Source organism: Rheinheimera sp. KL1, assembly GCF_001275035.1.
In the GTDB taxonomy this organism is placed as follows: domain Bacteria; phylum Pseudomonadota; class Gammaproteobacteria; order Enterobacterales; family Alteromonadaceae; genus Pararheinheimera; species Pararheinheimera tangshanensis.
In genome coordinates, this window is sequence record NZ_LAMX01000029.1 from 98,817 (window position 1) to 113,731 (window position 14,915).

At 47.4% G+C, this 14,915-nt stretch carries 13 protein-coding genes; 10 read left to right on the forward strand and 3 right to left on the reverse strand.

The features are described from left to right. Position 1: 1 nt before the first annotated feature. On the reverse strand, positions 2-1,123 hold the full coding sequence (zapE, locus tag WH43_RS17405) for a cell division protein ZapE (RefSeq protein WP_053425837.1): 1,122 nt from the start codon (positions 1,121-1,123) through the stop codon (positions 2-4). Beyond that, positions 1,120-3,153 (reverse strand): alpha/beta hydrolase family protein, encoded by a 2,034-nt coding sequence (locus WH43_RS17410; protein WP_053425838.1) that lies wholly within the window; start codon positions 3,151-3,153, stop codon positions 1,120-1,122. The genes zapE and WH43_RS17410 overlap by 4 nt, the downstream gene beginning before the upstream one ends. Positions 3,154-3,386: 233 nt before the next feature. On the opposite strand from WH43_RS17410, the gene WH43_RS17415 reads away from it, so the two are divergent. The 7 genes from WH43_RS17415 (at position 3,387) to WH43_RS20925 (ending at position 10,488) form a co-directional block, all read left to right on the forward strand. Then, entirely contained in the window at positions 3,387-3,770 is a 384-nt protein-coding gene (locus tag WH43_RS17415; RefSeq protein WP_053425839.1) for a BlaI/MecI/CopY family transcriptional regulator, read from the forward strand. After that, entirely contained in the window at positions 3,763-4,965 is a 1,203-nt protein-coding gene (locus WH43_RS17420) for a M56 family metallopeptidase (protein ID WP_053425840.1), read from the forward strand. The genes WH43_RS17415 and WH43_RS17420 overlap by 8 nt, the downstream gene beginning before the upstream one ends. 212 nt (positions 4,966-5,177) lie before the next feature. Beyond that, positions 5,178-5,816 carry an NAD(P)H-dependent oxidoreductase gene (locus WH43_RS17425; RefSeq protein ID WP_053425841.1) on the forward strand — a complete coding sequence of 213 codons (639 nt, stop codon included), beginning with the start codon at positions 5,178-5,180 and terminating at the stop codon, positions 5,814-5,816. A gap of 134 nt (positions 5,817-5,950) precedes the next feature. Then, complete coding sequence (locus WH43_RS17430) at positions 5,951-6,442, forward strand: RNA polymerase sigma factor (protein ID WP_053425842.1); 492 nt, start codon at positions 5,951-5,953, stop codon at positions 6,440-6,442. 21 nt (positions 6,443-6,463) lie between these two features. Beyond that, on the forward strand, positions 6,464-7,480 hold the full coding sequence (locus tag WH43_RS17435) for a FecR family protein (RefSeq protein ID WP_286049991.1): 1,017 nt from the start codon (positions 6,464-6,466) through the stop codon (positions 7,478-7,480). A 14-nt stretch (positions 7,481-7,494) separates the two neighbouring features. Further along, on the forward strand, positions 7,495-8,961 hold the full coding sequence (locus WH43_RS20920) for a TonB-dependent receptor (RefSeq protein ID WP_286049992.1): 1,467 nt from the start codon (positions 7,495-7,497) through the stop codon (positions 8,959-8,961). Between the two features lie 12 nt (positions 8,962-8,973). Beyond that, complete coding sequence (locus WH43_RS20925; protein ID WP_286049993.1) at positions 8,974-10,488, forward strand: TonB-dependent receptor; 1,515 nt, start codon at positions 8,974-8,976, stop codon at positions 10,486-10,488. 122 nt (positions 10,489-10,610) lie between these two features. Here WH43_RS20925 and WH43_RS17445 read toward each other — a convergent pair whose 3' ends face one another. Further along, positions 10,611-10,877: a DUF3297 family protein gene (locus WH43_RS17445; protein ID WP_053425844.1), complete on the reverse strand. Its 267-nt coding sequence runs from the start codon at positions 10,875-10,877 to the stop codon at positions 10,611-10,613. Positions 10,878-11,068: 191 nt separating this feature from the next. Here WH43_RS17445 and bamJ point away from each other — a divergent pair, with 191 nt between their 5' ends. The 3 genes from bamJ to WH43_RS17460 all read left to right on the forward strand — a co-directional run bounded on the left by bamJ (position 11,069) and on the right by WH43_RS17460 (position 14,852). Beyond that, the gene (gene bamJ, locus WH43_RS17450) at positions 11,069-11,539 is read left to right on the forward strand and encodes a BamJ family beta-barrel-assembly machinery protein (protein ID WP_053425845.1); all 471 of its coding nucleotides are present in this window, start codon (positions 11,069-11,071) and stop codon (positions 11,537-11,539) included. 133 nt (positions 11,540-11,672) lie between these two features. Next, positions 11,673-11,996, forward strand: a complete 324-nt coding sequence (locus WH43_RS17455) for a hypothetical protein (protein ID WP_053425846.1) — start codon at positions 11,673-11,675, stop codon at positions 11,994-11,996. Positions 11,997-12,149: 153 nt separating this feature from the next. Next, the gene (locus WH43_RS17460; protein WP_053425847.1) at positions 12,150-14,852 is read left to right on the forward strand and encodes a TonB-dependent receptor; all 2,703 of its coding nucleotides are present in this window, start codon (positions 12,150-12,152) and stop codon (positions 14,850-14,852) included. Positions 14,853-14,915: the final 63 nt, after the last annotated feature.

Genomic DNA, 14,915 nt, shown 5'->3' on the forward strand with positions numbered 1-14,915 from the left:
ATCAGGTTGTCTGTGCCTGCTGTTGTTTTTCAGCGGGGTCAGGCAACCACTGCTGCATTTCATATAAACGCGACTCACAGCGGGCAAAAGCAAACTCCAGCTGTTTCGCCTGATACAAGTCTGAAATAGCTACTGCAGAGCTCAGCAGTAACAAACACCCTCTGTCATAACATTCGTCCACCAACGCAATAAAACGTCGGGCTTCATTGTCCAGCTTGCTGATAAAGATATCCTGATGTTCACGCTGATAACAGTCTTCCACGCCATGCAAAATGGCTGTGTCCGATACAGCGCTAAATTGCGGTACGTCCAGCACTGCTATGGCCTGGTAGCGGCTGGCTAACTGCATATAATCCAGCTGGCTGCGTGGCCCTGAGCACAGCGCCATAAAATCAAAACCTATGACGTGATCGTTACTCCAGAGCGCAGCAAAACTTCGTCCCAACAATTCAAAGTCGGGCAGGGGCTGTACTTTGCCAAATAGCTCTTGCGCCTGTTGTTTTAACTCTGCCGCAGTGCCGCCTTGTTGGTAAAAACGCATCGGACTTTGTGTTAAGCGCCGGTAATCTATGCCGTTATCCAAGGTTACTACTTTGCAATGCTGGCGTAGCAAATCAATGGTTGGTAAAAAACGCTGACGTTGCAGGCCGTTTTTATACAGCTCTTCTGGCACTGCATTGGAGGTGGTCACCAGCACAACACCAAACTGAAATAAGTAACGCCATAAGGTGCCAAGCAACATGGCATCGCCTATGTCGTTGACAAAAAACTCGTCAAAACACAGTACTTTGTACTTAAATGCCCAGTCTTGGGCCATATGCAATAAAGGGTCTGCTTCGCCCTGATGCTGTTTAAGTTCCTGATGCACCCGCGCCATAAAATGATGAAAATGCAGCCGGATTTTACCATCCAGAGCCAGCTGCTGATAAAACAAATCCATCAGCATAGTTTTGCCACGCCCGACAGGGCCATGTATGTATAAGCCCAAAGCAGGCAGGCCAGAATACAACTGATCCGCTATCTGCTGCAGCGCCAATATCGACTGATATTGTGGCTCGTCATACAACAACAGGCCCTGTTGGACCTGTTGCTGATAAAGCGAGGTTAAGGAATCCGACCTCAATCTGTAGGGCCCGCTGGAACATAACGCTGCAACCAACTGGTAAATTCGTTAAACCAGAAAATGGAATTATTCGGTTTTAAAATCCAGTGGTTTTCATTCGGGAAATACACCAAACGAGCATCTAAGCCTTTGCCCTTGTAGACACCGTAAATTTCCAGCCCCTGAGTTACAGGAACTCGGTAATCCTGCTCACCATGCATGATCAGCATAGGAGTGACAAACTTATCGGCAAATAAGGCCGGGTTCCATTGCTGCATCACATCCAGACCATTCCAGGGCGAGCCACCATAGGCATGTACTCTGTGTGCTGTGGCGTCAGAGGCAAACTGTCCCATCAGGTTATAGACACCCGCATGGTTAATCAGCGCTTTATAGCGGTCGGTGTGGCCTGCAATCCAGCTCACCAGATAACCACCGTAACTGCCGCCAGCGGCAGCTAAACGGGTCGAATCGATAAAACCGCGCGACAGCATATAATCTACAGCGGCTTCGCTATCCATAAAAGGTTTCACTGGATGCTCACCATGAATTGATTCAGCAAAGGCCTGACCAAAACTGGTGGAACCATGGAAGTTCGGCTGGATCACCACATAACCGGCAGCAGCAAATACCTGGGTATTCCAGCGATAACTAAAACTGTCACCCGAATAGCTGTGAGGGCCACCGTGTAATACATTCAGCAAAGGCCATTTTTTAGTTGGGTCAAAGTTCGGTGGATAGGTAATGTAAGCCTGCACCAGTTTGCCATCAGCGCCGGCAAAACTGACCTCTTCTGTTTTACCCCAACTAATACTTTGCTGCAGCTCGGTATTCAGTCGACTCAACTGCTTTAAGGTGCGGCCTTTGTTGTCCAGAGCATAAACCTCCGGCATCTGCTTCATGCTGTGCTGCACCAGATAGACTTGTTGCTGTTGGCCAATCTGCAGCTGACTAATATCAGCCTGGCGCAAAATTTGTTTTACCTGACCACCAGCCAAAGGCATGCTGTACAAGGCCGATTTAGCTTTATCGGCGGCCTGGAAATACAAAGTGCCATTGTTGCCAAACTCCCAGTCGTCGACCGAAATATCCCAATCCTGGGTCAGATTGGTTTTTTGTTGAGGTTTAAAATCAAAGCGGATCAGCTGGTTATTGTCGGCAGTAAAAAAGGTGCTGCGCTGAGCGCCATAAACCAGACTTTTGCCATCAGGGCTGAATTTCGGGTTAGTGTCACTGGCTGGATTATCCGCTGTGATATTGACAAACTGACCTGAACCATCGGTTTTCAGCAGTAAAATATCGTGATTGATCTGATCAAAAGGGGGCGCACTAGTCACAGCGCTGACAGCAATCTGACGGCCATCGATAGAGATATCAAATTCGGCATCACCATTTAAACTAAACCAGCGATCCCAACCCGGCGTTAAATCGGCAATTTCACCTGTGTGGATGTTGATACTAAATAAATGCGGATAGCTGTCATCGGTCAGCCAATGGTCCCAGTATCTGTAGACTCTGTTTTCAGTCACCCGTGCTGTGACTTTATTGTCTTTTTTCTGTTTGAGCTGTTCAGCTAATGCAGCAAAGTCACCATTAAAACCTTTAGGTACATTGGCCAGAAACAAAATACGCTGACCATCCGGAAACCATTTAGGCTGCTGTACTGCAACAGGTAACTTGGTTAAAGCTTTGGCTTCACCCCCTGTTAAAGGCAATAAAAACAGTTGATTAGTTTCATTGCCGCGTTTGGAGACAAACACCAGCTGGCGACCGTCCGGGCTCCAGGCCGGTGCAGTATCCGAGTCCGGATGCTGGGTTAAGGCGGTTAGTTGCTGGGTGCGTAAATCCAGAATATGAATATCGGCATTGCCTTTATCGGCAGCCAGATCATAACGAGTGACAGTCAATGCCAGCTGTTGACCACTGGGTGATAAGGTCATAGCGCCCGGACGCGCAACTTGCCATAAATGCTGAGCGGTTAAAGGTTCGGTTGCAGCTTGAGCCGCTCCTGCAGCCACAACCATCATCAGAGCCGAAAGACTAAATTTCATACAGACTCGCCTTTATTCAGTCAAAGCAATAAGTGGACGCTAGCATAGGTCAGTAGAGCGATAAATAAAACCCTGATGAACGCCATGGCAGTTAAGATAAAACAGAGATAGAGCAGAGGACTTTCATCTGGCTCTGCTGCATTTTTCCGCAAATTTATTTTTATGATCTGCTTGCAGTTATCGATTACAAGTGTAATAGTTTATGTATTACATTTGTAATCGATAGGTGGTTTATGAGCAAAGATATCAGTCAAGCTGAGCTGGAAGTACTAAAAATACTCTGGCAACAAGCCCCAGCCACAGCTAATCAAGTTGTTGATGCTCTGGCTGACGCCAGTCAGTGGCATGAAAAAACAGTGAAAACTCTGCTAAACCGTCTGGTGACTAAAGGGGCTGTGTCTTATCAAAAAGATGGCAGAGCTTATTTATATAGCCCTGTGCTGCAGCAGGCTGATTACCAGATGAAGGAAAGTCAGAGTTTTATTCAGCGGGTATTTTCCGGTCGTATCGCGCCTTTAGTGGCAGGTTTTGCGCAGCAGGACAAACTGGCGGAGCAGGATATTGCCGAGTTAAAACAACTGATAGCGCGCTGGGAGCGGGAGAACAACAATGATTAGTCTGCTGCTGGAACTGCTGTTGCCATTGTCTTTGATGTTATTGAGCTTATTGCTGCTACGGCCTTCTGTGTTAACACGATTTGGCGCCCGTACTTTGTATGCCTTGTGGTCTCTGGTGCCTTTATTGTTGTTGTGTTTTATTGCGCCCTTGCAGTTGAACAGTCATGCGGGCTCCGCTGTGATGAAGGTGTATCAGGTAAGTTTGCAACAGGCTGAGCAGCAGTTCAGTGGCGGCTCTTTTTGGCTGTGGTTGTGGTTAGGGGGCGTTATCATATTTGCCGCTGTAGTGCTGAGTGGCCAGTTGCAACTACTCAGAGAAAAAGCTGCGGCCAGACTCATTGAGTCCGCTTCACTTCCATCTGATTTGCCTTGTTTGTTAAGTAGTAAGATGCAAGGGCCTTATATCAGTGGGGTTTTAAAGCCTAAGATCCTATTGCCTGTCGACTTTTTCCAACGTTTTTCAGTGGTTCAACAACAACTGATCATCCAGCATGAACTGGCACATTGGCGCCGTGGAGATTTGCTTTGCAATATGCTGGCGCTTGTTGTGTTGATGTTGTTCTGGTTTAACCCTTTGTGTTGGCTGGCCTATGAAGCCTATCGTCAGGATCAGGAATTAGCTTGTGATGCGCTGGTGTTAGCTAACGCATCCACAGCAGACAAAATTGCTTATGGTAAAGCTTTACTAAGCAACACAGAGCCAACGCCGTTTCGCTGGCAGGGGCTGACTACTCACTACACAGAGATAAAACAGATGAAACAACGTTTATTACAGTTACAAACTCAGCAAGGTTTCAGTAAAACAGCACTGGTTACAGCTGTAGCGCTGGTGCTGACGGCTGGCTTGTGGTTACAACAACCCGCCCAGGCTGCAGGTGCTGCAAAGAAAAATGAACCAGCGCCTGTGATGCGTGTTGAACCTAAGTATCCGATTCAGGCTGCCGAACAAAAAATAGAAGGTTATGTAGATGCCAGGTTTGATGTGTCTGCACAAGGCAAAGTCAGTAATGTGCGTATTGTGCGTTCTGTGCCTGAAGCTACTTTTGACAAAGTCAGTATCACAGCTTTGGAGCAATGGCAGTATTCAGCCACAGGCCAGGAGTATAAAGATATGTTGGTAAGGCTGGAGTTTGCGATGGACGTACTGGAAGCTGATATGGAAAGAGTGGACGTGACACCCGCGGCAAAACACTAATACTGCAGTTGATACAGTCTGAACAGCAAAGGGGCCATTGGCTCTTTTGCTGTTTGGATTGGGGGCGGAGCTGCAGTTTTCAACCTGCACAAAGCTAAGCGCTTCAAAATAAAATGCGATAAATCAGAACCAGATCAACTAACAAAATAGCCTGCTGCAAGCGTATAATTGTGGTCCGATTTGTTTCCCCTTTATTATTAAGGAAGTACCAGATGTCTGATTTAATCAGTAAGTTAGAATGGCGTTATGCCACCAAAAAATTCGATCCGAGCCAGGTGGTTTCACAGGATAAAATCGACTTTATTCTGGAAGCTATACGTTTAAGTGCGACTTCAAGTGGTTTACAGCCTTATGAAGTACTGGTGGTGACTAATAAAGCTATACGCGAGCAAATTAAGCCTCACGCCTGGAATCAGGGGCAGATCACCGACAGTTCACACTTATTGGTATTTGCGGCATGGGACCACTACACAGCTGAACGTATTAATCAGATGTTTGATTTAACTAACGACATTCGTGGTTTTAAAAATGAAGGCTGGGAAAACTATCGGGCTATGCTGCTCAATACTTATCCGCAGCGTGACGCTGAAACCAATTTTCAACATGCAGCCCGTCAGGCCTATATTGGTTTAGGTTCAGCTTTAATTGCGGCAGCCGAACTGAAAGTAGACAGTACTCCTATGGAAGGTTTTGATCCGGTGAAAGTGGATGAAATCCTTGGCTTAAAAGAAAAAGGCTTGCGCTCTGTGTTGTTACTGCCATTAGGTTACCGCGCTGACGAAGGCGACTGGCTGGTGAAGTTGCAAAAAGTGCGTCGCAGTCGCGAACAGTTTGTCACTGAAATTAACTAATTCTGCAGTTCAGGAAGGCCATCACTGGCCTTCCTTTTTCATCTTTATCTTCTTTGTCCTTTCTGACATCGTTGTCAACATACTGTCATATCCATCAGTTAAGGTTTGGCCCAGAGTGAAACTATGGGGTCTTTATGTCTGTCGTTGAAAAGCTACAGCAGGATATGCATCAGGCGTTAAAAAACTCCGGGCCTTTGGTTCGTTATCTGCAGCGCAATGCTAGCAGTGCTGATGCTGCTGATATTTTTCAGGAATCTATTGTCCGCGTGTTGGAGCAGGCGAAGCATCGGCCTATCCTGAATCCTTTAGCCTATGCTTTCACTGTAGCCCGCCATATGTTGATGCGGTTAAAACCAGCGCAGACCGAAGAACCGGATCTGCAGCCCTGCCAGAGTGCTAATCCGGAAGAAATGGCCAGCATGCAGCAAACTGTGGATCTGTTGAGTCAGGCGCTTTCGGCTATGCCGCCATTAAGACGGCAAGTCTTTGTGCTTTTGCGAATGGAAGGCAAAAGTCGCAGCGAAATTGCGGCTTTGTTGCAAATCAGCGAGGATGCAGTCTCTAAACATGTCAGCAGAGCGCTGGCCGATATTCAACGTCTGCTTGATCAGCAGCCTGCTGCATAAGTTTTGGGTGTGAGTGCTATTTTGAGTGAACAAGAAAAGTTGAATACCAAAGAACAGGCTGAGCAGGAGCTGTATCTTCAGGCCGCGAGTTGGGTGGAAAAACTGGCCTGTGGTGAGCTCGATAGTCTGAGTAAAAGACGATTCAGTCATTGGCTGGAGGCCGACCCAAAACATGCCGAATTGCTGCATTCGATGATCAAAACCTGGCAGGATCCCGCTTTAACTAAAGCTTTGGCCGCTTATCAACATTCGCCGTTCAAACGTTGGCGGTTGTCTTTTTTACAATGGCCTAAAGTGTGGTTAAAAGTACAGTGGGCTGGTGCCGCTATGGCCTTCAGTTCAGTGCTGATGCTGGTGCTTTATCTGGGCGACAGCAGCATGTTTTCCAGCCCGGTACCTTACGAGTTAAAGACTGCTCAGGTGAGCAGCATGCAACAAGAGCTGGATGATGGCTCAGTGCTTGATATAGCGCCGGACAGTCAGCTCACCGTATTTTTTACTGCAGATAAACGCCAGGTGTTGCAGGGCGAAGGCGCTGCTTATTTTGCGGTGGCGAAAGATAAACAACGGCCTTTTGAGGTACGGCTGGATCAAGCCAGTGTAGTGGCTGTTGGCACCGAATTTAATATTGACCGTGACCCGGACCTGATTGATATCACAGTCTATGAAGGGGCTGTGCAGGTGCAGGCTAGTGCTGCAGGCCCTACGGTGTTACTCAAAACGGGCGAGCGGATTCGTATTCAACAGCATAAATTATCAAAAGTGCACAAAGTGGATTTACAACAGTTGGTCGATTGGCGTTCTGGCTGGATTGAAATAGAAAACGAAACCTTAGCCTATTTGCTGCACCGGCTCAACCGCTCGGCTTTAGTGCCAGTCAGTGCCAGTGCTGAGCTGGCGGACTTGCGGGTGGCAGGTCGTTTTGAACTGGCTAATACCGAACAAACCCTGTCGGCACTGACAGAGGCTTATGGCCTGACTTTGCAGCATAACAGTAGTGGCATCCGGTTAAGCCGGTCGGCCTCTCAGTTACAGTAAAACAGGGGCGGGTTGTGTGGTTACGACCTGAACTCTGTCTGTTATTGCTTTTGTGCTGGTGCAACGGCTCCGCTTTATGGGCTGCTGACGCTCCACAGAAGCAGTTGTATTCCTTACCATCTCAACCTTTATCTGCGGCCTTGCTGCAGTTTGCCCGCACTGTTAATCAGCCCTTGTTGTACGATCCGACGTTGCTTGAAGGGCTGCAAGCCCCTGCGCTTGAAGGTGAATTCGACGCTTCTGAAGCTTTGCATCAATTGTTAGCCCAGCAGCCTTTGGAAGCTGTGCCGCGGGAACAAGGCTGGCTGATTAAAGCCAAAGTTGTGACTGAACAACCCGCAGTAGTTGTGGCCACTTCCGCCACTAAGACCCAAAAACTTCCTGCAGCTATAGAAGTGATAGCAGTGCGTTCCAGTGTAGTAGCAGAGCAAAATGCGGTGACCAAAGCACTGTTGCCTCAGGCCAACACACTAAAACGCGAAGCCATGATTGCACAGGATTCCTTGGTGGCCGACGACATTACCGACTTCCCAGCGCTTAACTTAGCCAACTCTTTGTTACGTTTGCCTGGCATTACTATTAACAGAGAGTGGGGCGAGGGCCGGCAGATTTCATTGCGGGGTTTGGGCCCTGATTTCACTCGTGTTCAGGTGAATGGTATGGAAGCTTTAGGCACTTCCTCTTCGCCTATGGATGCGCGTGGTGCCGTGTCCAGAACCAGGGCTTTTGACTTTAATATTTTTGCCTCAGAGCTGTTTAATCAAATTGATGTGAAAAAGTCCTTTTCTGCCGATCAGGAAGAAGGCGGTATAGCGGGTACGGTCAATTTACACACCGCCAAGCCTTTTGATTACGATGGGCCCAAAAGCAGTATCTCGGCTCAATTGGGCACGAACAGCAACACCGGGAGCGAGGACCCACGCTTTTCAGCGGTATTTTCTCAGCTCTGGTCAGAGTTTGGCGCCCTGGTATCTATCACTCACAGTATCCGCTCTACCAATGAATATGGCAGCAACACCACGCGCTGGCGGCGGGAAACCGGTAAAGAAGCGGCCGACAGCAGCAATACCGAACTGCAAAACTTGTTGGATTCAGGCGAGCTGTGGTTTCCCCGTGGTCAGCGATTTTCTGTCTGGGAAAATGAGCAAAACCGTTTAGGCATCACAACAGCGCTGCAATACAAACCCAATCAGGACTTCAGTCTGGTGCTGGACTGGATGCATGGCAAGCTGGAAAACCAGCTTGCTGAACACCATATGGCGGTAAAAGATAATAATCTGGTCAAGGATTTGATCTGGCGGGAAAGCGCTAAGGGAGATAAAGAAGTGGTGTATGCCAGCTATAAAAATGCCAGCTGGCGTAATGAAAGCCGCGAGGATTATAACGAATCGGTGTTTGATCAAATCAGCTTAGCGGCTGACTGGGCAGCCACTGCCGATCTACAGATCAGCCTTATGTTGGGCCACAGTTCATCCGACTAAAGCCAGCCGCTATTGCAAAAGCTAAATATTGAAGCGAAGAAAAAAGCCAACATCATCACAGACTTCAGTCAGGATGCTTTTTATGGCCGCAGTTCTTCGGCTGATTTTGATGTCACTTCTATTGAAGGTTACACAGTTAAAGATCTGTTTTTCCAGTCGAATTTTATCTACTCAAGTTTTGATAATGCCAAGCTGGATTTTGATTACCAGCTAAGCGACAGTCAGGCGTTACTTTTTGGTGTTCACCATAAAAAGTTTAACAATTCAGGTTTTGAGCAAGAGGCCAGCGGTTTTCCCTATAACAACGCGACGCCTGAGCATCAGGGAATTATTAACCTGAACTCAAATCAGGTGCAGATTTATCAGGGCCATCCGGGCCAAAGCTGGCTGGAAGGCAATATAGCTGCAGTGCAGGATTTTTATGGCCTGAGCGATTTTGCCTTAACGGACGCTAATACTCTGGCAAACTCTGTATACAACCTAGCTGAACAAACCAAAGCTTTGTATCTGCTGTACCAAAGCGATTCAGAGCTTGCAGCCTCGCCATTTCGTTCGCGCTTTGGCTTACGTTTTTTTGATACCCAATTCAGCTCAGAAGGACTCTCTGATAACCAACCCGTCCGTCTGAACCGAACCTATTCAGGTTATTTACCCAGTCTGGATCTGGTTTATGACCTGGCTGAGGAGCTGATCTGGCGGACTGGCCTGAGTAAAAACATAACCCGACCATCGTTGGACGCTATGGCTTATTCAGTGTATGTCAGTAAAACCTCCTTGGGCGAAACCGATATAGGCCAAATCTCCAGAGGTAACCCAGAGCTGCAACCCTATCAGTCTTATAACTTTGATACGGCGCTGGAGTGGTATTTTGAAAATGCTGGTTTGGCTTCAGTCGCCATTTTTCATAAAGATATCAATAACTTTATTCTGACTTACACCAGGCCGCAGCGCTACAGCGAGCTGGGTTTAGCGGCCAACTTATTACCAGAGGGTAAAACGGTCGAGGATATTTTCAATGTATCGTCACCACAAAACTCCGGTTCGGCCACTATTCAGGGTTTTGAACTGGCGCTGCAGCGGGATTTAGATTTTCTGCCTGCCCCTTTTGACCAGTCAGGCCTGATGGCCAATTACACCAGAGCGGAGGGAGATACCTTGTATCCGAATGTGCAGAACACTGGCGAAAGTCAGCGCAAAAGCCTACCGGGTTTATCGAAACACAGTTATAACCTGACGCTGTATTATGAAACCCAAAGCTGGGGCGCCCGTGTCGCGGCTGCTTACAGAAGCAATTACATCACCGCAGTGGAGGCGGGTTCTGGCGATGATGATGAACGAGGTTATCACGCCAGTACTCATCTGGATTTTTCTGCTTACTACAGACTCAACGCTCATATCAAACTCAAGCTTGAAGCCCTGAACCTGAGCAACCAACGCGACGAATTGTACAGCGACTCCAGCAACAGAGCTTATAACAGTACCTACAGCGGCCGCACTTATATGCTTGGAGTGACTGCGGAGTTTTGATGGGGAAGTTTGGTATTTTATTGATGCTAAATACGGCTGCGAAGATTGCACTCGCCGCGAAAGTGTAGGGGCAGGGTTTATCCCTGCCCGTCTTGCATCCAAACGAAATTAAAGCGGCAGCATTAACTAGCTTCGGTATAAAAAGCTTCTACTTTACCTTTTAACGTCATCAGTAAAGGCTGGCCACGGCGGTCCAGTGCTTTGGCTGCTGCCACTTTCACCCAACCTTCGCTGATGCAATATTCTTCCACGTCAAAACGCTGTTTGCCGTTCAGGCGAATACCGACGTCATGTTCAAAAATGGCCGCAACATAATGTGGGCTGCGTGGGTTGGTGCAAAGGCGGTCCGGTAAATCCGGGCGTGCTGCAGTGTCTTGAGTGTCTGTCATGGCTCTGGCCTGTAATCAATAAAACGTGCGCCATTGTAGGCAAAGCCTGCATAGCTCTCAATAGCGGCGATTAGAAACAAAGAAAAACAGGGAAAAATAGGGTCGGTAGTTCTTGGGTTGTTGCCAATCTTTGACCAAAACCAACATTAACAATAAGATGGCTTTATCTAGCTCAATTAACCGGACCCACCATGAAAATTGCTTTAATCATCATAGTTCTTGCCTGTATAGCTTTTTACTTCTACAACAACGCCAACAACCAAAAAGCCGCAGCGCTAAATCTGGAAAAAGGCAGCGCATTTTTAGCTGAAAACCCTAAAAAAGAAGGCGTAAAAACTACAGCTTCAGGCCTGCAATATGAAGTGTTACAAAGTGGCAGCGGCGAAACTCACCCAACGGCCAGCAGCACAGTGCGGGTGCATTACCACGGCACTCTGATCGACGACACAGTGTTCGACTCCTCAGTGGAGCGCGGTGAAACTATTTCTTTTCCGCTAAACCGCGTGATTCCCGGCTGGACCGAAGGTGTGCAGTTAATGAAAGTGGGCGATAAATTCCGTTTTTATATCCCTTCTAATCTGGCTTACGGCAACCGCAGCGCAGGCAAAATCCCAGCCGGTTCCACCCTAATTTTTGATGTGGAGTTGTTTGAGATCCAATAAAACCAGGCCGCTGTTGTGGCTGACAGTTATTATCTTGGGTCGTCGCAAAACGCAAAGTACTGTACGTTTGCGACGGCATTAGTGGTCACGCTTATCTGAACTCTACTGACTTCGCAAAATAAAAGGCTGTTAAATGAAAAAAGCTCAGGTTGCAGGTTTTTGTATTGCCATCATAGCAGTGTGTTATTACCTCTCATTTTCCGATAGTTACGCTGCAAATGAATCCAGCTCACCCTCTTCAGGTTTTGGTGTAATGCTGGTTTTGCTGATGCTGTTAGTTTCCGCTTTATTGTTAATTCCCTCTTCAGTTCTGCTGTGTCTAAAAAAAACAAGAGACGAAAACCAGTTTAGCGGTCCGGTGTGGCTCAGTTTGTTAGTATTAAATTCAATCTTCTCTCTGCTGTATAGCGCGGCTTTGCTTTGGTTAATTTTTATGACCATCAAGCTATCTTTGTAAGCGTTGTTACAGTCCCGCAGCGCCTGTAAAAAAACCTTCATAAAATTCTCTGTCCATAAATCACTGGTTGTTGCTCTTTAGGGGGACTGCTGCGCATTTGCGCCTGGCAGATTTACTTAATCAGCTTAACTAACCAGGAATAATGGATTAATTATGAAGACGAATCTTCGCAAGAGTCATCTGGCTTTGGCCGTGCTGGCTGCACTTCCGGCTTTTTACAGCCCTATGGTCTTAGCCCAAGCAGCTACAGAAGCTAAAGCTCAGGAAACAGAAGTGATTGAGGTCAAAGGCTTTCGCAGCTCTATTATCAAAGCCAAAGATCTGAAGCGTGAAGCCATGATCGCTCAGGATTCGATAGTGGCGGAAGATATTGCCGATTTCCCGGATCTGAACCTGGCCGACTCATTACAACGTGTGCCTGGTGTCACTATTACCCGTGAAGGCGGCGAAGGCCGGCAGATTTCTTTGCGTGGTTTGGGCCCTGATTTTACCCGTGTTCAGGTGAACGGCATGGAAGCTTTAGGTACTTCGTCTTCGCCTATGGATGCGCGTGGTGCTGTGTCCCGTACCCGTGCTTTTGACTTCAATATTTTTGCCTCTGAGCTGTTTAACCAGATTGATGTAAAAAAATCCTATTCTGCCGATCAGGAAGAAGGTGGCATAGCCGGTACTGTCAATTTACGTACTGCCAAACCTTTTGATTACGACGGCGCTCAAGCAGCTGTTTCCACTCAGGTAGGCACCAACAGCAATACCGACAGCACAGACCCTCGTATCGCAGCTTTATTGTCTAATACCTGGTCGGATTTTGGTGCGCTGCTGTCTGTTGCTTACAGCGACAGAGCGACTAACGAATACGGCACTAATACCACACGCTGGCGTCGTGAAGGCGGTAAAAAAGCGGCCGATGCCACTAATACTGCCTTACAAGCCGAGTTAGATTCAGGTGAATTATGGTTCCCGCGTGGCCACCGTTATTCGGTTTGGGAAAACGATCAAAACCGTTTAGGTATTACTGCAGCTTTGCAGTACAAACCCAGTTCAGATTTCAGCCTGGTGCTGGATTTGATGTACGGCAAACTGGAAAACGAACTGTCTGAGCATCATATGGCGGTGAAAGATAACTCTGTGGTGAACGACTTAGTCTGGCGTGACAATAACGGCAGCAAAGAAGTGGTTTATGCCGATTATAAAAACGCAACATGGCGCAATGAAAACCGGCAGGATCGCAACGAGTCGGTATTAAATCAGGCCAGTTTAACCGCAGATTGGACTCTGACCGACGACTTAAAAATGAGCGCTATGATTGGCCATAGTTCGTCTGATTACGAGCAGCCTCGTGTGAATAAGCTCAATATCGAAGCCAGTAAAAAAGTGAATATTATTACCGACTTTACTCAGGATGCTTTCTACGGCCACAGCTACTCACCTGATTTTGATGTCACTACGCTGGACGGTTACACCGTCAAAGATTTGTACTTCCAGTCGAACTTTATCTACTCCGACTTTGACAATGCCAAGCTGGATTTTGACTATGGTTTAACCGACAGTTCCAGCCTGAAATTTGGTGCCAACTACAAAAAGTTCACTAACACAGGTTTTGAGCGGGTGGCGCAGGATTTCCCAAGCAATAAAGCCACACCACAAAATCAGGGCGTAAAAACTCTGACGGCAGAACAGGTGCAACTGTTTAATGGTCATCCAGATAAAAGCTGGTTACAAGGTGATATGGCGGCTTTGCAGGCCTTTTATGGCCTGAGCGATTTCACTTTAACAGAGGCCTACACAGTGGAAAGTTCGGCTTATGATTTAGCCGAAGAAACTCAGGCTGCTTATCTGGTTTACGACACTGAATACGATGTGGCAGGTATGCCGCTGCGTGCCAATGTTGGCGTGCGTTACTTCACTACAGAGCTGAGCTCAAAAGGTTTGTCCAAAGGTATTCCAACAGAGATGGTGCGCGATTATTCGGACTATTTGCCAAGTTTGAATATTGCCTACGAGTTCGCTGAAGATGTGATTTGGCGTACTGGCCTGAGCAAAAACATGACCCGTCCTTCGTTAGGCGCTATGGCGTTTTCGGCCAACGTTAGCCAAACCTCTTTGGGTGAAAATGATATAGGCCAGATTTCGGTGGGTAACCCACATCTGCAACCCTTTGAGTCTGATAACTTTGATACGGCGCTGGAATGGTATTTTGAAGATGTAGGCCTGTTGTCTGCGGCGTTGTTTTACAAAGATATCGATAACTTTATCGTCACTGAAACTCAGCAGATTGTGTACAGCGAACTGGGTTTACCTGCTGAATTATTACCAAAAGGTAAAACGGTCAACGACATTTTTAATGTGTCGTCACCACAAAACTCTGATTCGTCCACCATCAAAGGTTTTGAACTGGCGATGCAACGCGATCTGGATTTCCTGCCAGAGCCTTTTAATAACTTAGGTGTGATCGCCAACTACACCTGGGCAGACGGTAACACCTTGTATCGTAACGTCGAAAACTCAGGCGAAGATCAAGTCAAAGCTTTCCCTGGTTTATCCAAACAAAGCTACAACTTCACGCTGTATTACGAAGCAGAACAATGGGGTGCCCGTGTTGCTGCAGCTTACCGCAGTGATTATATTACGGGTGTGGAAAGTGGCTCGATTGACGATGACGAACGTGGTTACCATGCCACGACCAACGTTGATTTCTCTGCATTTTACCGCTTAAGTGACAGTGTAAAACTGAACCTGGAAGCGATAAACCTGACCAATGTGCGGGACGAGTTATATAGTGACTCCAGCGACAGAGCCTATAACACCACCTTTAGTGGCCGGACTTATATGGCTGGGGTGACAGTACAGTTCTAACTATAGCCTCGTACTTGAAGCTGCAGCTTTGTTGACTGCGCGCTCTCGCCCCAGTCACATAGG

Excerpts from the sequence above, each read along its gene's own strand:
- WH43_RS17425 (WP_053425841.1), top strand. The coding sequence starts at position 5,178 with ATGTCTGATTTAATCAGTAAGTTAGAATGGCGTTATGCCACCAAAAAA.
- WH43_RS17410 (WP_053425838.1), bottom strand. The coding sequence starts at position 3,153 with ATGAAATTTAGTCTTTCGGCTCTGATGATGGTTGTGGCTGCAGGAGCG.
- WH43_RS17415 (WP_053425839.1), top strand. The coding sequence starts at position 3,387 with ATGAGCAAAGATATCAGTCAAGCTGAGCTGGAAGTACTAAAAATACTC.
- WH43_RS17430 (WP_053425842.1), top strand. The coding sequence starts at position 5,951 with ATGTCTGTCGTTGAAAAGCTACAGCAGGATATGCATCAGGCGTTAAAA.
- WH43_RS17445 (WP_053425844.1), bottom strand. The coding sequence starts at position 10,877 with ATGACAGACACTCAAGACACTGCAGCACGCCCGGATTTACCGGACCGC.
- WH43_RS17460 (WP_053425847.1), top strand. The coding sequence starts at position 12,150 with ATGAAGACGAATCTTCGCAAGAGTCATCTGGCTTTGGCCGTGCTGGCT.
- bamJ (WP_053425845.1), top strand. The coding sequence starts at position 11,069 with ATGAAAATTGCTTTAATCATCATAGTTCTTGCCTGTATAGCTTTTTAC.
- WH43_RS17420 (WP_053425840.1), top strand. The coding sequence starts at position 3,763 with ATGATTAGTCTGCTGCTGGAACTGCTGTTGCCATTGTCTTTGATGTTA.
- WH43_RS17455 (WP_053425846.1), top strand. The coding sequence starts at position 11,673 with ATGAAAAAAGCTCAGGTTGCAGGTTTTTGTATTGCCATCATAGCAGTG.